This window comes from Pseudomaricurvus alkylphenolicus, assembly GCF_011683955.1.
GTDB lineage: Bacteria > Pseudomonadota > Gammaproteobacteria > Pseudomonadales > Cellvibrionaceae > Pseudomaricurvus > Pseudomaricurvus alkylphenolicus.
The window spans coordinates 259,840-280,219 of record NZ_JAAQPI010000008.1; the positions used below are offsets into that span (position 1 = coordinate 259,840).

Sequence of the window (20,380 nt, forward strand, 5' to 3'; positions counted from 1 at the left end):
TGACGGTTCTAGAGCCACATATAGTGGTGTTGAATTCCACAACGACTATTCCGGCCAGGAATTAGCAGACTTCGTGAAAGAATGGTTGTTTCTTTAGCGGGCTACCGCGCAAAGTTGTCAAATATTCTGACACTTTGTGGGGGGTTGCCAATCCCTCGCGGCAATACCTCAAGGGGGTGCCGTGATCAGCAGACGTTGAGCCGGGAAGTGCTGAGCCTGCAGATAATGCACAAATTTTAATGTCCGAAAAGCGTCAAACCAGCTATGAAAATGGGCCTCTCCGGGATGCTTCTGCAGATGTCGATACAAGCTGTTCACATCGAGGTCGGCCAGTGTCGATTGCACTGGGGGGCTGAGTTCAGACTGATATCGTTCCAGGGAGCCCGCCACATATCGGTGCCGTTCAACATAAGTCAGCCACTCTTTGAGCGCGTCGAAGATTTCAGTGGCATAGCTGAGAACTTCTCCTTGTTCCTGGATCCTTTGTGCGGCAGGGCCCGTTCCAAAGGGTACTCTGTGAGAAAGTCTGGGCTCCAGTCGAATGACCGGTTCCTTCAGGCTCTTGACCGGCGCCAGTTTGGCAAGCTTGTTCAATAGGTAAAAGTCTTCGCCTCCGGCGCGCTTGGGAAAGCCCCGGACTTGGGCGTAACGCTTAACATCAAACGCAAGTGTGCTGCCCAGGGTATAAAAAGCATAGGGAGACCCGGCACGCTGCAGCCCGTTCCGATAGTGATGCAGGGTCAGCTCATAGAGAGCTGTGGCATGGCTGATGGCACTGTCGTCGCGGATATGCTCAAAGGCATAGCTGATGGCTGAATGGTCTGCCACCGCAAGGCTGGCCTTAAAATAGCTCGCGGGCAGGTGCGCATCCGCATCGGTGTTATGTATCCAGGAGTTCGAGAGATGCCCTTGCAAAGACAATGAACAAGCCAAATCTGCCCCGATTTTCCGGGCCAGGCCAACCCCCTGTTTACGTGGAATGGGTTTGAGGTCACGGTCCACCAGCAGTAACTCACTGTGGTCGTCACCTAGCAGCAACAAAGGCCCGTTGCGCCAGTGAATTCGCGGTAAGCGCTGTTGTAACCAGATTCGCAGAGACTCATTAGCGTCACACTCCGCGCGGTTATCCGGGCGATTGATGACGATAATCCCCAAAGCGTGATTTGATGCCAGCAGGGGCAGGAGCCGCTCTGCAAAGTGCGTCTCTTCGTCATAGACAGGTATGACTACACAGTGTTGGTAGGCGAACCCCGGCGGCCAGCCAGCCAGATAGCCGACTTCTTCCTCGGCGTAGCGGCTGAGATATTTCTCCACAGCGCTCATAGGATCCGATCAGTGCAAAGCGGCGCGAATCGGCAATTTCGATACAATATCCGCTTCAAGGTCCAACAGTTGGTCCATGCGTTCAGCGATTTGGTTTTCCGAAAAATAGAGTCCGGCCAGATCAATAAACAGCGTGTTGTGCTTGGCTTCAGATTTCGCGATCAGGCGATAGAAATCCTGCAGCTGTCCAGCAGGCAAAGCTTCTCCCACCAACCCAAAGCGCTCGCAGCCCCGTGCTTCAATAATGCCGGCAGTCAACAGTCGGTCTAAAAAATAGGGCTCGCTGCCCTTGCGCATGGCCTTGCGAAATTCGTTGATATAGGGGTCTTTTTCATCCGCAGCCAGCTGCAAGCCACGCTCTGTCATGATCTTGACCACCTCTCGGAAATGAGTCATTTCTTCAATGGACAGATCGATCATGGCTTTCACCAGCCGGGTGCGGTCGGGATAGTGGGATAACATGGAAATGGCCATGCCGGACGCCTTTTTCTCCGCCGCGGCATGGTCGATGAGGAAGTCATCCATATTATTTATCACGGTCTGTGTCCAGAGGTCGCTGGTGGCGTGGCGCAGGGAGTACATCGGTGGCTTGTCTCTTATGGGGTTGTATCAGGCGGGCATTATAGCCAGCTCGAGTGGAAAATCAGACAGTAAATGGCCATTTTCACGGTGAAATCACTGTTTTCTCCTGGTCGGCTGTCTATAATGACGTCCGCTACACGACTGACACCATGCCGAAGGATGGAATTATGATTATTAAACCCAAGGTTCGCGGCTTTATCTGCACCACGGCGCACCCGCAGGGCTGCGCGGCCAACGTTCAGCAACAGATTGATTACATCAAGGCACAGGGAGCGATTGATAAGGCTCCCAAAAACGTCCTGGTCATCGGTTGCTCCAACGGCTATGGGCTGGCCTCTCGTATTACTGCGGCCTTTGGCGGAGGCGCCAATACCCTGGGTGTCTGTTTTGAAAAACCGCCGACAGAAAAACGCACGGCTTCGGCGGGTTACTACAATACCGCTGCCTTTGAGCAGGCGGCCAAGGCCGAGGGGCTCTATGCCGAGAGCATCAATGGCGACGCCTTCTCGGATGAGTGCAAGGAAAAAGCCATTGATCTGCTCAAGGCCAATATGGGCAAGGTGGACCTGGTGGTCTACAGCCTGGGTGCGCCACGTCGCCAGGATCCCAAGACCGGCGAGCTGTACACCAGTGTTCTCAAGCCTATCAATGAGGGTTATACCGCCAAGAACCTCAACACGGATACGCTGACGATCTCTGACATCACCGTCGAGCCCGCCAATGAGGACGAAATCGCCCATACCGTTAAAGTGATGGGAGGTGAAGACTGGGAGCTGTGGATGGCAGCCCTGAAAGAGGCGGATCTGCTGGCCGACAACTGCAATACCGTGGCCTATACCTACCTGGGTGATAAACTCACCTGGCCAATTTACGGCCATGCCACTATCGGTAAGGCCAAAGAAGATCTGGATCGCGCCGCCAAGGCTATCAACACCGAGCTTGCGGGTGTTTCCGGCACGGCCAATGTTGCCGTTCTCAAGGCGCTCGTCACACAGTCCAGCTCCGCGATTCCCATTATGCCGCTGTATATTTCCCTGGTGTACAAAGTCATGAAGGAAGAAGGAACCCACGAGGGCTGTATCGAGCAGCTGTATCGACTGTTTACCGAGGGCTTGTACACCGATACACCCCGCCTGGATGATCAAAACCGTTTCCGCATGGATAACCTGGAACTCAACGCCGATACCCAGGCGAAAATTGAAGCACTGTGGCCCCAGGTTACTGAAGAAAACCTCTTCGATCTGACCGATTACAAGGGCTACAGCGAGGAGTTCCTGAAGCTGTTCGGCTTTGGTTGGGATGGTGTCGACTATGAAGCTGACATTAGCCCGGTGGTGGAGATGGAGTTTAAGTGATCAAAAAATGGCCGATTTCATCGGCCGTTTTTGCTGGTTGTTCGGTGAATACTGACAATTGGGCTGTCGGCTTTGTGTGAGACGTAAAAAATTTGATAGCCTGCCAAATCACTTTGGCCGGCGATTTTCCCCGTCGGCCTGGCTTAGGAGTTTTCAATGGCCGATATCCATACCACCCTGGTTCACTACGATCTCAATGTTGGTGAACCGGTTTTCATTAGCCCGCTTGTTCGTCGTCTGACTGCGGGTAATCCCAGTTCATTTACGGGGCCGGGTACCAACACCTACATCATTGGTACCGACCGCTATACAGTGGTTGATCCGGGGCCGGACAAAACCGAACATATTGATGCAATCCTGAAGGCCACCGACGGCAAAATCGACCGAGTGCTGGCAACGCATTTGCACGAAGATCACTCCCCGGCGGCTCTGCCGCTCGTCAAAGAGACGGGCGCCACCATGATCGGCTTCAGTAATCTGGAAGATCTGGACCACCTCGATGACACCTTCCGTCCGGAAAAACAGGTGGAAGATGGTGAGGTTATCGACTGTGGCGACTACCAGCTGGAGGCCATACACACCCCCGGACACCTCAAGCGCCATGTGTGTTTTCTGCTGCGACAGGAGCAGCTTCTGTTTGCCGGTGATCACATTATGCAGGGCGCCACTGTGGTGATCGTACCGCCCCACGGTGGCACCATGTGGGAGTATCTGGATTCTCTGATGAAGCTTAAGGGGCGGGGCATCAAGCACCTGGCACCGGCCCACGGCCATGTCCTTGCAGAGCCGGATAAAGTGCTGCAGGAGCTCTACGATCATCGTATGACCCGCGAGAACAAGGCCATCGCGGTACTCAAGGAGCACGGTTCCGGCACCATTGAGGAACTTGCCCCCTTTGTGTATCCGGAAATCAGTGGGGATTTGATCAGGGCGACGCATCTGGCTCTGTGGTCGCACCTGCAGAAACTGGTACACGACGGCATCGCCCGCAAGCATCACGAAAAGCACTGGATTATGGGAGAAGAAACCTGGGAGTATGCCGGCGATTAGAGTCGGCAACCTATATATAGGAGAGGCAGCATGCAGTATCGCCAATTGGGTAATACGGATTTAAAGCTCAGCGTGATCGGTCTGGGCACCATGACCTGGGGGCAGCAAAACACAGAAGCCGAAGCCTTTGAGCAGCTCGACTATGCCATGGATCGGGGTATCAATTTTATCGACACGGCAGAGATGTATCCGGTGCCGCCGAGACCCGCAACCCAGGGCCGCACCGAAGCCTATATCGGAAACTGGCTGGCCAGACGTGGCCAGCGAGATCGTATAGTGCTCGCCTCCAAGGTGACCGGGAGAGGGGATCGCAATACCGGCATGGAGCATATCCGCGGTGGCCCGCGCTTGAGTCGGGACCATATCCGCGAGGCGATTGAGGCTTCTCTTGCACGCCTGCAAACCGACTACCTGGATCTTTACCAGGTGCACTGGCCCGAGCGTGTCACTAATTTCTTTGGGCAGTTGGATTATCGACATGTAGAAGATGACAGCATCGAGATCGAAGAGTCTCTGGAGGCCTTATCCGAATTGGTCAAGGAGGGGCGAGTGCGTCATATCGGTTTATCCAACGAAACCGCCTGGGGAGCCATGACCTGGGTGAGGTTGGCAAAAGAACGGAATTTGCCATTGGTGGTCTCTATTCAGAATCCCTATAACCTGGTAAACCGTACGTTTGAGGTGGGGCTGGCTGAAGTGGCCATGCGTGAAAAAGTTGGCTTATTGGCCTATTCACCCTTGGCTTTCGGGGTGTTAAGCGGAAAGTATCTGGATGGCCAGCGGCCGGCTGATGCCCGTTTGACATTGTTCGAGCGTTTTACGCGCTATACCAATGAACGCACCAGTGCGGCTACCGCAGACTATGTGGCTTTGGCGCGGGAGCATGGCCTGGATCCCGCTCAAATGGCGCTGGCATTTGTCAACAGTCGTGAATTTGTCACCAGCAATATCATTGGTGCCACCACCATGGAGCAGTTGCGCAGCAATATTGACAGCATTGATCTGACGCTGGAGAAAGAGGTCATGAAGGCGATCAACACGATCCACAATCGAAACCCCAACCCAGCGCCCTGAATGTCTGAGGCCATGTCTTTTTTTGCTGGCGGTTGCCGGCAAAATCCCTAACAATAGCCGGCTTTTTGGCAGGCTGGGGACGCCGGTGGACAAACCTCAATTTCAAGCATCTCTTCTCGCGCCGCGATATTGGCCGGTGTGGTTGCTGATGGGCTTCTGGTGGTTGGTGGCGCAGCTGCCTTTTGCTTTGCAAGTGCTAATGGCCAGAGGGCTGGGAAACTTGCTTTGGAGGGTTGGGGGCAGTCGCCGTCACATCGCCGAAACCAATATTCGCCTCTGTTTCCCTGGCAAGAGTGAAGCGGAACGAGAAGCGCTGGTGCGCGAGAACTTCTTTTCCACCGCCATGGCGCTGTTTGAAACCGGTATCGCCTGGTTCTGGCCCAGTTGGAGACTGCGCCGGCTTTATCGGGTACGCGGGCTGGAGCATCTGCCCGAGCATCCCCAGCAGGGTGTTCTGCTGATGGCCATGCACTTTACCACGCTGGATATCGGCGGGGCGTTTATGAGTCAGGAGCGTTTTATCACTGGCATGTACCGACGCCATAAAAACCCGGTCTACGACTATGTGCAGCGTCGAGGGCGGGAGCGTCATCACGAGGAAACCCGGGTGATCCCGCGCGAAGACGTCCGCGGCATGCTTAAGGCCTTGAGAGAGGGGCAGATTGTCTGGTACGCACCCGACCAGGACTATGGTCCCAAGCAGTCGCTATTTGTCCCCTTGTTCGGAGTCGAGGCCGCGACAGTGACGGCTACCGCCAAGTTTGCCCGGCTCGGCAAGGCACAGGTGGTGCCTTTTACCCAGCGTCGTCTGCCTGGCTGGAGTGGTTACGAGCTGGTGATACATCCTCCGCTGAAGGCGTTTCCGCAAGGGGATGACATGCGGGACGCCCGTCGTATCAATGAATATATTGAAGCCCGAATCCTGGAGCAGCCCGAGCAGTATCTCTGGGCCCATCGTCGTTTCAAAACCCGTCCTCCGGGAGAGGCCAGGGTTTACTGATACCTTTTGTTCGCCCTAATTGACAAAGATTAAGAATAACCGGCAAAGAAAATGCCAAGGGAACTTGTGTCGGGGTTTGGGCGTCAGTAACATTACGCTTTTGCCTGAAAGCCCGACGGAGACAATGCATGATTCAAGGTAGTATGGTTGCCCTGGTAACCCCGATGACAGCGGAAAATGAGCTGGACTGGGAAGGCCTCCATAAACTGGTGGATTGGCACCTTGAGCAAGGTACCCATGCCATTGTTGCGGTTGGTACCACCGGTGAGTCGGCGACTCTGTCTGTACATGAGCACCTGAAGGTCATACAAAAGGTGGTCGATCAGATCAATGGCCGCATCCCGGTGATTGCGGGTACAGGTGCCAATTCCACCCAGGAAGCGATCGAACTGACGGCCTCTGCCAAAGGCGCGGGCGCAGATGCCTGCCTGTCAGTGACCCCCTACTACAACAAGCCCACCCAGGAAGGCTTGTTTCAGCATCACAAAGCCATCGCCGAGGCGGTCGCTCTGCCGCAGCTGCTTTACAATGTGCCCGGCCGTACCGGGGTCGACATGTCACCGGAAACCGCTATTCGGCTGTCAAAGGTCGACAATATTATTGGTATTAAAGAGGCCACCGGCGAAATCGACCGCGTCCCGACTCTGTTGGACAATACTGAGGACTTTCTGGTTCTGTCCGGTGACGACGAGACTGCCGTTGAGTTGATGCTGCTGGGCGGCAAGGGTGACATCAGTGTTACCGCTAATGTGGCCCCGGCACAGGTGGCGAAAATGTGTGAACTGGCGATCGCCGGAAAGAGCGAAGAAGCCCGTGCCATCAATCAACAGCTGATGGCGGTTCACGCAGCCATGTTTGTGGAGCCGAACCCTATTCCCGTGAAGTGGGCCGTGGCCGAAATGGGTCTGATGCAAGCGGGTATCCGCCTGCCCATGACACCGCTGGCGGAGCAATACCACCAGCAGGTGCGAGACGCGCTCAATGGCGCCGGACTGCTGTAATTACTGAACTATGCAAGCGAAGATGACAACAATAATGATCAAATCCATAATGCGTCGCTCGGCGTTGTTAATGCCGTTGGTCGCTTTAAGCGGCTGTAGCAACCTGTTTGGTCCGGAAGGGTATTTTCGCGATCGCGGCGACGATTACCTGAAGGCGGACGTCATTGCCCCTATGCAGGTGCCCGCTGGCGTAGAGCAACAAAAGGTGGAGCAGCTGTACGCGATTCCAGCCATTGTCGAGCGTGATCAGGAGCTGGCCGGCAGTTTTGAGGTTCCGCGCCCGCAGCCGTTGTCCGACAGCGCTTTTACTGATCGGGTAAAAATTCAGAAATTGAGCGGTCGCCGCTGGATTCTGGTCAGTGCGCCGCCCGCTGAAGTCTGGCCTCAAGTCAGGGGCTTCCTGTCCCGGAATAATCTCAATGTGGTTTTCACCGACGCCACCAGTGGTGTCATCGAAACAGGCTGGTTGAAATTCAAGGGTGATGAGGAAACCAAAGACAAATATCGCCTTCAGATTGAACAGGGCGTACAGCCTGACAGTACCGAAATTCACGTCTTGCACATGAGTGTGGATAAAGACCTGCCCTCCAAGGGCCAGATCAACTGGCCGGCACGCTCCATCAACGGCGAGCGCGAATCCTGGATGCTTGATGAGCTGGCAGCGACGATTGCCAGCGATAGCGGCAGCAGCCAGGCGGCTTCTCTGCTGGCGCAAACCATCGGTCTGAGTGATAAGGTGAAGCTGGATGCTGAGGGCGAAGAGCCGGTGCTGCGTCTGGTTCTGGAATACAATCGCGCCTGGGCAACCGTGGGCCATGCTGTGCGTCAGGGAGCTTTCTCCACCTGGGGCTCTGACGAAGTGGTGGGTGTTTACTACATCGATTACGATCCTGAATACACCGATGAAACCGAAGAGCCGGGATTCTTCTCGCGCTGGTTTGGTTCCGCGGATGAAGATCAGCCAGAGAGCAGCTCGCCCTACAGTTTGTCAGAAGTCTTGGCACATTTGCAGCTGGAAGACACAGAAAGCAACCGCAAGATCTTCAAGAGTATCAAGAGTGGATCGGCGGATCCCTTGGATGAAGTGCCGGGCTATCTGGTTGTCGTGCGTGGCTGGAACGATTCTATCGAAGTGCGCGTTCGCGATGGCTACGCCCGCAACCTTCCCAATCAGGAAGCCAAAAAACTGCTCAATATGATCCGCCATAATCTGATTTGACGGATGAAATTTGCATCATTGGGAAGCGGCAGTCGCGGTAATGCGACTCTGGTTGCGTTTGAAGATCAGCTGCTTCTGATCGACTGCGGCTTTACCATCAAGGAAACCGAGGCGCGACTGGAGCGGCTCGGTTACCGCGCTGAGGATGTCAGCGCTGTTTTGGTGACCCACGAACATTCCGACCATCTGAAAGGCGTGCCGCCACTGTCGCGCAAGTACGGGATGCCCGTCTACATGACCGCCGGCACCTTTCGCAGCCGCGACCTGGGCAAGCTCCCGGAGCTTAACCTGATTGAAGGTTACCGACCCTTTGAGCTGGGTAATATCCTGATCCAGCCTGTGGCTGTGCCTCACGATGCCAACGAGCCCACTCAATTTGTATTCGAAGCCGGCGACAAGCGCTTGGGAGTGCTCACGGATCTGGGCACTATCAGCGCCCACGTTGAGGACTGCTTTAGTGACTGCGATGGACTATTGTTAGAGGCCAATCACGACCCTCAGATGTTGGCCTATGGTCCTTATCCGCCCTCCCTCAAGCGTCGGGTCGGTGGTCCCTGGGGGCATCTCAGTAATCAGCAGGCAGCAGGCTTCCTGCATCGCAGCAATCGTGAGCGTTTGCAGACTCTGGTGGTGGGGCATATCAGCCAGAAAAACAACTGTGTGGAACGGGCTCGCGAAACACTTGCTGACGCGACCGACGGGATAGAGCGTGTGGTCTACGCCTGCCAGGAGCAGGGGTTCGGCTGGCTTCATCTCTAGCTCAGGGGTACCACTGAGGGCAAGTGTGAGCGATCACTTGCGATATATCGACCTCTTAACCTGTCAAACCTGACAGTCTTTTCCACACGCCGGCAGGCACTGTTTGCATCGATCGGGCTGAGGTTGATTGGCGCGACAAGGATTCCTCCAAGACCCTTAAGTGGTTGAAACTAAGATAAAAAATCCTTTGCATATTTTTTAGACAAGTTGGAAGGGGTCCACATCGACTCAGCGATTGCGCCGGGTGCACAAAGGACATCCACAGACTTATCCACAGATGCTGTGGATTATTACCGCCAGGCTACCAATCGGTGTCAACAAGATGACAGTCGTTGTGGGTAAGCTCGGTGTTTCTAGCGTTTAGCCAATTTAGGTGCCATATTTAAAAGACCAATAGCCATGAAGCCGATAGTAATTACCGATGGATTGTGGTTTATTTGGAATCCCAGAGAGTGAGCAGGGCATAAGGAGTCATTGCCGTGGATGAGCGTCGGCGATTCGAGCGCAGACCAACTTCTATACGAGTAGAAATCACCCACCCCGCGTTTGGGGCCATCATTGGTTTTGCCAGAGACATTTCAGATGGGGGAGCTTCGGTCTTGATCGAACACTACCAGGTGCCTCCGGTAGGGACTGTGGTGGACGTATGCTTCAAGAAGGTTGTGGGGCCCATCAACGATGAGCCGGTGAAAATGACCATCATGCATCATCACCGCAATGTGGCCGGGCTGATGTTCACCCCCTCCGCGCCGTTTAATCCGGGATAGCCAGCCCGGGCTGGGGCGGTTTGAGCCCTACAGGCACTGACCGGGCAGGCGTGCCTCGCCCTGATAATGCTGGTGCCACTGGTGCACATTGTCGCAGCCGAGCTCAGGGTTATTATCCAGGTGCACTTGAGAAAGGGCAGGTAGTGTCAACAGCACTGCGGCATCACTTAGCTGGTTGTCTGATACCAGCAAAACCTCCAGTTGTGAAAGATAGCGAAGCGGCTCCAGGCTTTGAACCCGGTTATCACGGATGTCGATCTCCTTCAGGCCTCTGAATTGTTCAATGCCTTCAAGGCTGGTTAATCCAGCGTGGCTGCAGATCAACCTGGAGACCGCAGTTGCTGAACGATACTGACCATCCTTAATGGCCTGATCCAGGCAGCGCTTGAGCTGTGGGTCCCGGGTATCAAACTGAGTGAACAGCGGGGGAGGTGTATAAACCGGAGTTTCGTTGAGCGTGACCTGGTAGCGGGCACAACCGGAAAGGATTAGACAGGCGCCGAACAGGCAATAGGCCAGACAAGTCGAGGGTGTGATCAGTGCGCGCAGCGAGGACAAAACCATATCGAGTGGCCAACAAGTTGGGACAAACCTTTAGGGGGGACGGATGATAACAGTTCTGAGCGAGGGCGTGTGGAGCAATTACACGTTTTGGCTTTCTATTCACCGACCATCGGTTACAATCTGCCCTGTAGATTAAGTAGAGCGACAGGAAATCACGGCGGTATGCAAGATCAGGAAGCGGGTGAGCTGACCCCGGAACGACTACAGCAGTTTGAACCCTTTGAAGGACTGGATGCCCATCAGTTACTGCTATTGCGCAGCCAGGTACAGTGGCGCAAGGTGGCTCGCAAGACCCAGCTATTTGGGTTTGGCGACATCGACAGCAACGAATACTTTCTTCTCAGTGGTGAGGTGGAGCTGCAGTCTGCGGATGGCAAGCGTTTTCGTGTCGCCGCCGGGCAACCCAACGCCCGCCGACAGCTGGCGCGCCTGCGTCCCCGCCAATACACGGCCATTACAACCGGCCCCTGTGAACTGATCGTTGTAGACAGCGATGTCCTGGAGGATCTGGCCGAGGAGCTTAGCAGCTACGAGCGAGCAGAGGATGTCTACCACGTCAGTATGGTGTCCACGGTGGAGGAAATGGAAGAGCAGGAATTGCTCAGTGGTTTCCATAACGCACTTCAGCGCAATCAATTTGTCCTTCCCAGTCTGCCGGAAGTGGCCATGAAGGTTCGTAACCTGCTGGAAGACGACAACACCAACGCGGATATGCTGGCCAAAGTCGTCAATGCCGATCCCTCTATCGCCGCAAAACTGGTGCGTGCGGCCAACAGCCCGCTGTACCATGGGGCCAGCAAGTGCGACACCACCAGTAATGCCATTGTCCGCCTCGGCCTCAACACCACCCGCCAGCTGGTGGTGAGTTTTGCAGTGCGAGACTTGTTTTCCAGTCAGTCGCCTGCTCTGCGCAAGCGCATGCTGAGGGCCTGGCAGGACAGTGTCGAGGTTGGTGCCATAAGCTTTGTGATTGCCCGCATGGTGGCCAAGGGCAGGCAGCTCGCCGAAGAGGCGATGCTGGCGGGATTACTGCACAACATCGGGGTTATCGCCATCCTGGCTTATATTGAAAATGAGCCGGAGCTGATGGAGTCGGAAGAATCCATTGATACCGCCCTGAAGAGTCTGCGGGCGGAGGCCGGCGAGCAGATTCTGGAAATGTGGAAGTTTCCTCCGGAGTTTGTCGAAGTCGCCAAGAGTGTTGCTGACTGGCAGCGTAATCCCAAAGGCGATGCTGACCTCTGCGATATTGTTCAGATTGCGCTGTTGCACAGTTACATCCGCAATAAGCACGCCATCCCCTTGCCTCGCATTGATCAGGTTCCAGCGTTCAAAAAATTGCCGCTTGGCGAACTCAGTCCCGAGCTGACCATTCGTATTCTCGACGAGGCCCGCGAGCAAATCGCCGAGGCCAAACAGCTGCTCAGCAGTTAGTTTCCTGCAGGACGCTATACCGTTCCCGTTGTTTTGGATTCAGCATCATTCCTGCTCTTGCAGGAATGACGGGTCGGGAGCGACTGGGCCATAGGTCGGAGCTTGAAAACACCCGTCGTCGACCTTATATTCTGCCCAACATTGAATTCAACTCAATAACAGGCGCGCTTCTATGTATTCTCAGTAAGCGGCGCTATAACCAGTGAATTTCTATGATTGAGATAAAGCAGCTGACCAAACGTTTTGGTCACTTTACCGCCGTCGACAATCTGTCGTTTACGGTTAGACCAGGCGAGGTATTGGGATTTCTCGGCCCCAATGGCGCTGGCAAATCAACCACCATGCGCATGTTGTCCGGATTTCTGAAGCCCGACACCGGCTCAGTTACCGTTTTTGGCCAGGATGTGGTGCGCTCGCCGCTCGAAGCCAAACGCCTTATGGGCTATCTGCCTGAAGGCGCTCCCAGCTATGGTGACATGCGGGTGCGGTCTTTTTTGAATTTTATCGCAGAGGCCCGCGGCGTGGCACCCGCGAGCCGCGATGCCTGTGTGGATCGGGTTGTGGAACGGTTACAGCTGCAGGATGTGCAGCAGCGTCCGGTGGAAACCTTGTCCAAAGGGTTTCAGCGGCGCGTGGGCATTGCCCAGGCACTCTTGCACGATCCTCAGGTATTGGTGCTCGATGAGCCGACGGATGGGCTGGACCCAAACCAGAAATTTGAAGTCCGGCAGCTGATCCGGGAATTGTCGAGTGACAAAATCGTGATTATCTCCACCCACATTCTGGAAGAAGTGGAAGCCGTTTGTCAGCGCGCCATTATTATCAATCAAGGTCGTCTGGTGGCAGATGCCACGCCGGCAGAGCTGAAAGCAAGCTCCGATTACTACCAGGCCATCGAGTTGGAAGTGGAACAACCCATGGCGGTTATGGATGCCCTCAAAACCCTGCCGGGTGTTCGCCAGATTTATATCAGTAGTGACAGTGATCATCAGCTGATTGTGGTACCCGAAGAAGGGCAGCATCTCTGGCAGCCCGTGCAACTGGCATTGCAGGAGCAAGGTATAGAACCCAAAGCCATGTCGATTTCCAGCGGTCGTCTGGATGATGTGTTTCGTCGGGTGACCGCCGCTGCTAACGAAGGAGTGCAAGGATGAGTGCAGCCGTACTTTGCGCCGTCGCGCGGACCAAATCCGTATATCGTCGGGAGCTGCGCAGCTACTTTGCCACGCCACTGGCCTATGTGTTTCTCTCGGTGTTTGTTCTGCTGAGTGGGTTTCTGACCTTTGAAATGGGCAGCTTCTTCCGCCGTGAGCAGGCGGATTTGATGTCCTTTTTTACTTTTCATCCCTGGCTCTATCTTGTACTGATGCCGCCGCTGGCCATGCGTCTGTGGGCAGAAGAGCGACAGACTGGCACCATCGAATTGCTGATGACTCTACCGCTGACAACGCTCGACGCGGTGCTGGGCAAATTTCTGGCAGCCTGGAGTTTTACCGCCATTGCGCTGTTGATGTCTCTGCCCATGTGGATCACCGTGAACTATCTGGGAGACCCCGATAACGGCATTATCCTGGCGGCTTATGTTGGCAGTTGGCTCATGGGCGGCAGCTTTCTGGCCCTGGGTTGCTTCCTTTCCGCATTGACAAAAAATCAGGTGATTGCGTTTGTACTGTCGTTGGTCGTCAGTCTGGTATTCCTCCTGCTGGGCTTTGCACCGGTGGTGAATGCCATGCAATCAACGTTTCCTCAGGCGTTGGCCGACGTGCTCGCGTCAATGAGTTTTCTGACGCACTTTCAGGCCATTTCCCGGGGTGTGCTGGATGTGCGGGATGTCGGTTTCTTCCTGGTATTTATGCTCTGTTGGCTGTTGGCCACCGTGGCGGTTGTAGATTGGAAACGTGCGGAGTAATTCATGATGAATTTGTTTACCTCACTGCGCGGCTATAGCGTTGCGGCCAGTGTTACCTTGCTGGTGGTGGTCACGGCGCTGCTGCAAATGGCGCCCGCCTGGCGTATCGATCTGACTGAAGAGGAACTCTATACCCTGGGGCAAGGCTCAAAGCAGCTGGTGGCGGATATTGAAGAACCGCTGGTGATGAAGTTTTTCTTTTCTGAGTCCGTTGCGCGGGAATTGCCGCAGTTGCGTGACTATGCCCAGCGAATTCGCGATCTGCTCACCGAATATGAAGCCTTGAATCCGGGTAAGCTGACATTGGAGATGATTGATCCGGAGCCCTTCAGTGAAGCTGAGGACGAGGCTACTCTGGCCGGGTTGCAGGGGGCCCCCGTCAGTCTGGGCGGTGACACCATGTATATGGGATTGGTGGTGGAGCGGCAGAGTCAGCAGGGACAAGAAGAGGCCGCCGGTGAAGTGATTGCTTTTTTTAATCCCGAGCGCGAACGTTTTCTCGAATACGATATCAGTCAGGTGATTTATCGTCTTGGCAGTAACCGGCAATTAGCGGTAGGCGTTATCAGCGGCGTGCAGATGTTTGGCGGTTACGATTTTGCCAGCCGCCAGTCCACAGACCCGTGGGCGATTATAGAACAGCTTCGCGGTGTGGCTGAGGTACGCCAGATTCACGACTCCGGACTCAGTCTGATGGATGAAAATCTGGATGTATTGCTGGTTGCCCATCCGCAAAACCTCGAGGAAAAAACACTCTACGCTATCGACCAGTTTGTGCTCAGTGGTGGTCGGGCACTGGTGTTTGTGGACCCCCATGCCGAGATCAATGCGCGCATGCCGGGCCAGGCCAGCGGATCAGAACTGGGAGAATTGCTGGCTGGCTGGGGTGTGGATTTCGATCCCGGACAAATTGTCGGTGACAGCCGCTGGGGGTTGAGAATTTCCGCTGCCAACGGGGGTGTTCCACTTCCCCATGTCGGCATCGTGGGTTTAATGGATGAGGCGATGGATCGAAACTCCATTATTACGACGGAGTTGGACAGCATCAATGTTGCCAGCAGTGGGTATCTGTTGCAGGCAGAAGGTTCATCCACTCAATTTCAGCCATTGTTGCAGAGTTCCGACGCAGCGGCCCTGATCGAAAGTGAACGCTACGTGTCGATTCGGGACCACGGCGAACTGTTGAACGAATTTGTGCCCACGGGTGAGCGCTATGTGCTGGCCGCAAAGATCAGTGGTGAGGCCGCCAGTGCCTTTGATGCTGCGCCGCAGCCAGAGCCGGAAAAGGAGCCAGAGCTGGATGAGCAGCCTGAACCTGAGGCGGCTGAATCGACACAAAAATCAGAAGTTGATGGCGACGAATCAGCACAGGAACCGGAAGAGACTGAGTCAGTGCCACCACATCGGGATAGTGGCAAGGTCAACGTAATTGTGGTGGCGGATGTGGATCTGCTGAGTGATCGCCTTTGGGTACAGGTGTCCAACTTCTTTGGGCAGCAGGTAATGGTGCCCTGGGCCAATAACGGTGACTTTGTCATCAATGCGGTGGAAAATCTGGGTGGCAGTGAGGCGCTGATCAGCCTGCGTTCCCGGGGCCAATATTCCCGTCCGTTTGATGTGGTCAATGAGCTTCGCAGCGCAGCGGCGGAGAAGTTCAAGCAGCAAGAGCAGGTGTTGCTGCAGCGACTGGAGCAATTGGAGGCATCCATCGCCAGCCTGGCGCCAACGCCGGACCTGCAGGGCGATACCGGTGCGGCAACCTTAAGTGACGCGCAGCAGGCGGAGATCAAGGCTTTCGAGGCCCAGCGCCTTGAGACTCGCAAGCAATTGCGTCAGGTGCAGCACCAGCTCAACGAGTCAATTGATGCACTGGAAGCCCGTCTGCGCTGGATCAATATTGCGCTGGTTCCCGCATTGCTGATGGTGCTAATGGTGGTGGTTCTTGTTTATCGCCGTCGCCAGAGCGGGCTCTGAGGGTGACTGTCGCCTTCAAAAATTAATCTGGGGCATTGATGATTATGCCGGCAGCGGTTAAGCTAGGCGCGCCTAAAAAATGCACAGGTTGTTTGGGTGATAAACCTTTTGCCTGAAGAGGGTAAAGGCCGGGACAAATCGGGTGAGAATGGGAGCGATGATGAAATCAATGTTGGCTTTTGCGCTGTTTGCTGTAATGAGTGTCTCTTGGGCGGAAACCGCCGAAGTCTCAGACGGCGATAAGGTGGCGACAGAGGCTGCAGCTACCGACATCGGCGCTGAGCAATCGTCTCAGTCCAGTCTGCATAGCTCACCTCAACTTACCCCACAACAACAGGCTGAAACCCTGATTGCCGATGCCGATTGGCTGGCGCTGGTTGAAATTACTCATGTGAACAGCCTCATTAATCGCGCCATGAGCTTTACCGGCGCTCTCTCGGTCGAAGGCTACACCTACCAAATGGCAGAGCAACGTCGCTGGAAAGGTGAAATCACACAAGGCACCGAGTTACGGGTATCTCTGCGTGATTGTCATCATAAAATGGATAAGGGCGAAACCTATCTGGTAGCTGCCCGCCATATAAGCGAGGAGCTGGTATCCGGCAGTTGTGACCAGCTGGTGGCTGTTGCTGACGCAGAGCAATTGATTGCCCATCTTGATCGCCTTATCGCTCCCAGTATCGCCAGTCGCTAAGTTCTGATGCTCTCCCGGCCGTATCTGGCGGCCGGGCCTGTTCCCCCTTTGATATCCCCCTGATGCAGTCTCCAATGGAACGCCATGTCCGACAGTGCGCCAATCCCTCTGATTTGTGAGATGCCGTCGCTGCATCCGCTCGCCAGCGAGTTGCTGGAAAACCTTCCCTGCGAGTTGCTGGAGGTTGAAGACTTTAAGCAGTTCAGCCGGCACGCCGAATACCCTTATGCGCTGATTCTGAGCGAGGGCGGGTTGGCTCTGCAGCCTCTGGGCAAAAAAGCTCCGGGGCCTGTTCGTGTGGATTTTGCCGCCGGTGCCGTTGCCCACCGCCGCCATTTCGGCGGTGGCAGGGGGCAGATGATTGCCAAGGCTGTTGGCGTCAGGCCAGGTCTGAAGGTGCTTGATGCTACGGCGGGTATGGGCAAGGATGCCTTTGTCCTGGCCAGCCTGGGTTGTGAGATGACGCTGTTGGAGCGTACCCCAGTGGTGGCGGAGCTGCTTGGCGACGGATTGCGTCGTGCCCGACATAGCGAGGATGATGCGCAATTGCAGGCTATCGCCGGTCGCATGCACCTGCATAAAGGGGATGCGCGCCTATTCCTGAGCGATTGCCAAAAGGCTGATCAGACTTTTGACGTGGTCTATCTGGACCCGATGTTTCCCGAGCGCAGTAAGTCCGCGAGCGTCAAAAAAGACATGGCTGTATTTCATCAGTTGGTAGGGCGGGACGAAGACGCCGGCGAGCTGTTACCACTGGCCTGCGAGCTGGCCCATTATCGGGTGGTGGTCAAGCGCCCGCGTAAAGCGCCGCTTCTGGGGGGGCAGGCACCGACCTACCAGCTTAGTGGCAAAACCAGCCGCTACGATATCTACGTCAATCGCTCGTTGGACAGTTTCGAGCAGCCAATAGAAGTCTGACAGGCATTCAACTTCTGAAGAAGTTAAGAATGCGGCTGATCAGCATCCGAATCTGCGCCAGCATGGCCAGCAAAAACCCAACCCCCACCAGCAATAAACCCACCAATGTTACCACCTCCAGAGTCACGGAGGGTGGCAGCTGCTGGTGGGCGAGGTAGACGATCACCAGGCCGGTAAAGAACAGCATGGCCCCCAACTTGAACTGGCGGAAACTCAGTTCCAGAGGGGCGCTGTAGTGATTCTTCAGCAGGGTTAACCATCGATTCTCGGGCATGGATCATCATTCATTGAGTCTAAAAACGGCAGGGCTTAGAGCGACTTGGTTTAACTGAGGGAAGGGGCGCCCGCTCCTCCAGTTGATGTGCATCAAGGGCCTGAGTCCAGTCAGGGTGTAATTTTCAAAGGGTTGCTGTAATTGTTCAACCTTTGAGATTAAAGGGATATGACCTATGCACCCGATTGAGAAACAACTACATAAAGATCACTACCATTTCAGCCGCTTGTTACGGTGTTTGCAGCGCCAGGTGGAGTCGTTGGAGTCGGACAGCCGGGTCGAGAATCCCCTGTCCCTGATTCTGGATGCCCTTGACTATATCAAGGTGTATCCCGAGCGTTGGCATCACCCGGTTGAGGACGTCATTTTCGCGCATATCGCCCGCAGCCACCCACAGCACGCCAAGAAAATTGCCGCCATTCACGCTGAGCACCAGGATCTTGAACAGTCCACGAGGGATCTGGATGCACTGTTTACCGCGATTGCCAATGACACGGTTGTGCCCATGGATCGACTGATGCGCGATTCTCGCGAGTTCCTGATGCGCCAGCTGTCCCATATTGATCGCGAAAACGAACTGACCTACCCGCTGATGGCCGAGTGCCTCTCTGACGGGGACTGGCAGGAGCTCGAAGCCCAGATTGAGGCCGCCGACGATCCCTTGTTTGGCGATAACCTGCGACAGGAGTATATGGAGCTCTTGGACTATGTGCTGGAGTCTGAGGCGCACCAGCAAATTCAGGCCGCCATCAGCCAGCCCGCTCGAAGGATCTGACTGGCTTTATTGTTAACGCGGCTCCAGGAGCTTGATAACACCGCTGGCGGTGAGTACGGGGCGGTCATCGACACTGAGTGTGCAGCGGGTAAACGCCAGTGATTTGCCCTGTCGGGTCAACTCTGCGCGGCCCATAATCAGGTCGCCCTCGCAGGAGGAGCCGATAAATTCGCTGTTGCAGCTGACGGTAACGACGCCAGGCGAATGGTGCAGAAACACAGGCATACAAAGGCAATAATCGGCAAAGCTCATCAGCACGCCGCCATGAGTGGAGCCGCCCATATTGCAGTGGTGCGCCTTTACGCGAAAAGCGCCCTCCAGAAACATTTCACCACCCTCGTCTTCCTGCACGCGGTAGAAAAACGGGCCGAGGTAATCTTCAGCGTTATCGCCGGCGTAATGCTGGAAACCCGAAGGTATGGCGAAGTCCGCCGGTTGATAGGCCGTCATGCAAAATAGTCCATTGGTGAGCCCCTCAATCTTTTTGCCAGCGCCTGGCGGCATCGGCATCGCTCTGGCGGGCATCCACCCAACGGTCACCATCGCGAGTCTGCTCGCGTTTCCAGAAGGGAGCCTGGGTTTTAAGAAAATCCATGATAAATTCACAGGCGGCAAATGCATCGCCGCGGTGGGCTGAGGATACACCCACAAACACGATCTGGTCGCTGGGACGCAATTCACCCACCCGATGAATCAGCCGTATCTGTTGGATCGACCAGCGGTCGCGTGCCTGAGCGCAGATTTTTTCAAGCACCTTCTCGGTCATGCCGGCGTAGTGTTCGAGGAACAGGGACTGGACATCGTCGCCCTGATTAAAATCCCGCATCAATCCGGTAAAGGTCACAATGGCGCCGATGGCCGGGCTGTCCTCTCGCAGTGCCGAGTATTCAGCTTGCAGGTCAAAGTCCTGCTCCTGGACGATAATCATACTTAACCGCCGGTCACGGGAGGGAAAAAAGCCACTTCCTCTCCGCCACTGAGTTCGGCATTCCAGTCACAGACTTCCTGATTCACGGCGACGAACAGGCCCGGCATATTCAACGCCTGCTGCCACTTGTCACCCCGCTGGCACAGAAGGTCGCGAAGCTGACCGACATTGGTGACCTCCTCCGGCAGCGCCAGAGACTCTTGTTGGCAGTCGAGGTCGTCCCTCAGGCGGGCGAAAAACAGCAGGTTGATCATCACAACTTCTCCGAGGGGTTTTGGGGGGTATCGGCGACCCAGTGTCCGGATTTGCCGCCCTGTTTATCCAGCAGGCGCACAGTCTCAATCACCATGCCTTTGTCCACGGCTTTGCACATGTCGTAAATGGTGAGGGCGGCGACGGAAGCGGCAGTGAGGGCCTCCATCTCGACACCGGTCTGGCCGCGCAGCTTGCAGGTGCTGGTGATGTGAACGCATTGCTGTTGCGGCAGCGCTTCCAGCTCGACCTTTATCGAGGTCAGCATCAGGGGGTGACAAAGGGGGATCAGGTCGGAGCATTTTTTGGCCGCCTGGATGCCGGCGATACGGGCAACGGCAAACACATCCCCTTTTTTGTGGCCGCCTTCCATAATCAATTGCATGGTTTCGGCGTTCATACGTACAAAGGCTTCGGCGCTGGCCTGGCGTTCGGTGTCCGCCTTGGCGCCGACATCTACCATATGGGCGTGGCCCTGGCTGTCCAGGTGGGTAAATTCACTCATAGATCTAGTCAGTACTGGAATTA

The 20,380-nt window shown here is 55.3% G+C and carries 23 protein-coding genes; 15 read left to right on the top strand and 8 right to left on the bottom strand.

The genetic code is table 11. The features are described from left to right. Positions 1 to 168 precede the first annotated feature (168 nt). Entirely contained in the window at positions 169 to 1,323 is a 1,155-nt protein-coding gene (locus tag HBA55_RS20660) for a hypothetical protein (RefSeq protein WP_166995331.1), read from the bottom strand. 9 nt (positions 1,324 to 1,332) lie between these two features. Next, positions 1,333 to 1,905 (bottom strand): MiaE family protein, encoded by a 573-nt coding sequence (locus HBA55_RS20665; protein ID WP_166995333.1) that lies wholly within the window; start codon positions 1,903 to 1,905, stop codon positions 1,333 to 1,335. 167 nt (positions 1,906 to 2,072) lie between these two features. On the opposite strand from HBA55_RS20665, the gene fabV reads away from it, so the two are divergent. The 8 genes from fabV to HBA55_RS20705 all read left to right on the top strand — a co-directional run bounded on the left by fabV (position 2,073) and on the right by HBA55_RS20705 (position 10,130). Further along, positions 2,073 to 3,260 (top strand): enoyl-ACP reductase FabV, encoded by a 1,188-nt coding sequence (gene fabV, locus HBA55_RS20670; protein WP_166995335.1) that lies wholly within the window; start codon positions 2,073 to 2,075, stop codon positions 3,258 to 3,260. A gap of 156 nt (positions 3,261 to 3,416) precedes the next feature. After that, positions 3,417 to 4,310: an MBL fold metallo-hydrolase gene (locus HBA55_RS20675; RefSeq protein WP_166995337.1), complete on the top strand. Its 894-nt coding sequence runs from the start codon at positions 3,417 to 3,419 to the stop codon at positions 4,308 to 4,310. A gap of 30 nt (positions 4,311 to 4,340) precedes the next feature. Beyond that, positions 4,341 to 5,384: an NADP(H)-dependent aldo-keto reductase gene (locus HBA55_RS20680; RefSeq protein WP_166995339.1), complete on the top strand. Its 1,044-nt coding sequence runs from the start codon at positions 4,341 to 4,343 to the stop codon at positions 5,382 to 5,384. 85 nt (positions 5,385 to 5,469) lie between these two features. Continuing rightward, positions 5,470 to 6,384, top strand: a complete 915-nt coding sequence (gene lpxL, locus HBA55_RS20685) for an LpxL/LpxP family Kdo(2)-lipid IV(A) lauroyl/palmitoleoyl acyltransferase (protein ID WP_166995341.1) — start codon at positions 5,470 to 5,472, stop codon at positions 6,382 to 6,384. A 128-nt stretch (positions 6,385 to 6,512) separates the two neighbouring features. Beyond that, positions 6,513 to 7,385, top strand: coding sequence for a 4-hydroxy-tetrahydrodipicolinate synthase (dapA, locus tag HBA55_RS20690; RefSeq protein WP_166995343.1), 873 nt, complete (start codon positions 6,513 to 6,515; stop codon positions 7,383 to 7,385). Positions 7,386 to 7,419: 34 nt separating this feature from the next. Further along, positions 7,420 to 8,604 carry an outer membrane protein assembly factor BamC gene (bamC, locus tag HBA55_RS20695; protein ID WP_166995345.1) on the top strand — a complete coding sequence of 395 codons (1,185 nt, stop codon included), beginning with the start codon at positions 7,420 to 7,422 and terminating at the stop codon, positions 8,602 to 8,604. A gap of 3 nt (positions 8,605 to 8,607) precedes the next feature. After that, entirely contained in the window at positions 8,608 to 9,363 is a 756-nt protein-coding gene (locus tag HBA55_RS20700; protein ID WP_166995347.1) for an MBL fold metallo-hydrolase, read from the top strand. A 479-nt stretch (positions 9,364 to 9,842) separates the two neighbouring features. Further along, positions 9,843 to 10,130, top strand: coding sequence for a PilZ domain-containing protein (locus tag HBA55_RS20705; protein WP_166995349.1), 288 nt, complete (start codon positions 9,843 to 9,845; stop codon positions 10,128 to 10,130). A gap of 27 nt (positions 10,131 to 10,157) precedes the next feature. Here the strand turns inward: HBA55_RS20705 and HBA55_RS20710 are convergent, their stop codons facing one another. Further along, entirely contained in the window at positions 10,158 to 10,694 is a 537-nt protein-coding gene (locus HBA55_RS20710) for a leucine-rich repeat domain-containing protein (protein ID WP_166995352.1), read from the bottom strand. Positions 10,695 to 10,856: 162 nt separating this feature from the next. Between HBA55_RS20710 and HBA55_RS20715 the strand changes: the two genes are divergently transcribed. The 6 genes from HBA55_RS20715 to HBA55_RS20740 all read left to right on the top strand — a co-directional run bounded on the left by HBA55_RS20715 (position 10,857) and on the right by HBA55_RS20740 (position 17,623). Then, positions 10,857 to 12,128, top strand: coding sequence for an HDOD domain-containing protein (locus HBA55_RS20715; protein ID WP_166995353.1), 1,272 nt, complete (start codon positions 10,857 to 10,859; stop codon positions 12,126 to 12,128). A gap of 212 nt (positions 12,129 to 12,340) precedes the next feature. Next, positions 12,341 to 13,282 carry an ABC transporter ATP-binding protein gene (locus HBA55_RS20720; RefSeq protein ID WP_166995358.1) on the top strand — a complete coding sequence of 314 codons (942 nt, stop codon included), beginning with the start codon at positions 12,341 to 12,343 and terminating at the stop codon, positions 13,280 to 13,282. Beyond that, complete coding sequence (locus tag HBA55_RS20725; protein ID WP_166995360.1) at positions 13,279 to 14,037, top strand: ABC transporter permease; 759 nt, start codon at positions 13,279 to 13,281, stop codon at positions 14,035 to 14,037. The genes HBA55_RS20720 and HBA55_RS20725 overlap by 4 nt, the downstream gene beginning before the upstream one ends. 3 nt (positions 14,038 to 14,040) lie before the next feature. After that, positions 14,041 to 16,011, top strand: a complete 1,971-nt coding sequence (locus tag HBA55_RS20730) for a GldG family protein (protein WP_166995362.1) — start codon at positions 14,041 to 14,043, stop codon at positions 16,009 to 16,011. A gap of 157 nt (positions 16,012 to 16,168) precedes the next feature. Further along, positions 16,169 to 16,705 (top strand): hypothetical protein, encoded by a 537-nt coding sequence (locus HBA55_RS20735; protein WP_166995364.1) that lies wholly within the window; start codon positions 16,169 to 16,171, stop codon positions 16,703 to 16,705. A gap of 84 nt (positions 16,706 to 16,789) precedes the next feature. Next, a complete protein-coding gene (locus tag HBA55_RS20740; RefSeq protein ID WP_240946188.1) occupies positions 16,790 to 17,623 on the top strand; it encodes a class I SAM-dependent methyltransferase in 834 nt (277 codons plus the stop codon). A gap of 7 nt (positions 17,624 to 17,630) precedes the next feature. Here the strand turns inward: HBA55_RS20740 and HBA55_RS20745 are convergent, their stop codons facing one another. Further along, complete coding sequence (locus tag HBA55_RS20745) at positions 17,631 to 17,897, bottom strand: hypothetical protein (RefSeq protein ID WP_166995366.1); 267 nt, start codon at positions 17,895 to 17,897, stop codon at positions 17,631 to 17,633. Between the two features lie 175 nt (positions 17,898 to 18,072). On the opposite strand from HBA55_RS20745, the gene HBA55_RS20750 reads away from it, so the two are divergent. Continuing rightward, entirely contained in the window at positions 18,073 to 18,672 is a 600-nt protein-coding gene (locus HBA55_RS20750; RefSeq protein ID WP_166995368.1) for a hemerythrin domain-containing protein, read from the top strand. A 12-nt stretch (positions 18,673 to 18,684) separates the two neighbouring features. Here the strand turns inward: HBA55_RS20750 and HBA55_RS20755 are convergent, their stop codons facing one another. The 4 genes from HBA55_RS20755 to moaC are packed head-to-tail and all read right to left on the bottom strand — an operon-like array spanning position 18,685 to position 20,357. Further along, entirely contained in the window at positions 18,685 to 19,122 is a 438-nt protein-coding gene (locus HBA55_RS20755) for a PaaI family thioesterase (protein WP_166995370.1), read from the bottom strand. Between the two features lie 25 nt (positions 19,123 to 19,147). Beyond that, positions 19,148 to 19,600, bottom strand: a complete 453-nt coding sequence (moaE, locus tag HBA55_RS20760; RefSeq protein ID WP_166995372.1) for a molybdopterin synthase catalytic subunit MoaE — start codon at positions 19,598 to 19,600, stop codon at positions 19,148 to 19,150. A gap of 2 nt (positions 19,601 to 19,602) precedes the next feature. Further along, complete coding sequence (gene moaD / locus HBA55_RS20765; RefSeq protein WP_166995374.1) at positions 19,603 to 19,854, bottom strand: molybdopterin converting factor subunit 1; 252 nt, start codon at positions 19,852 to 19,854, stop codon at positions 19,603 to 19,605. Beyond that, positions 19,854 to 20,357, bottom strand: coding sequence for a cyclic pyranopterin monophosphate synthase MoaC (moaC, locus tag HBA55_RS20770; RefSeq protein ID WP_166995376.1), 504 nt, complete (start codon positions 20,355 to 20,357; stop codon positions 19,854 to 19,856). Before moaC ends, moaD begins: the two co-directional genes overlap by 1 nt. Between the last annotated feature and the right edge of the window lie 23 nt (positions 20,358 to 20,380).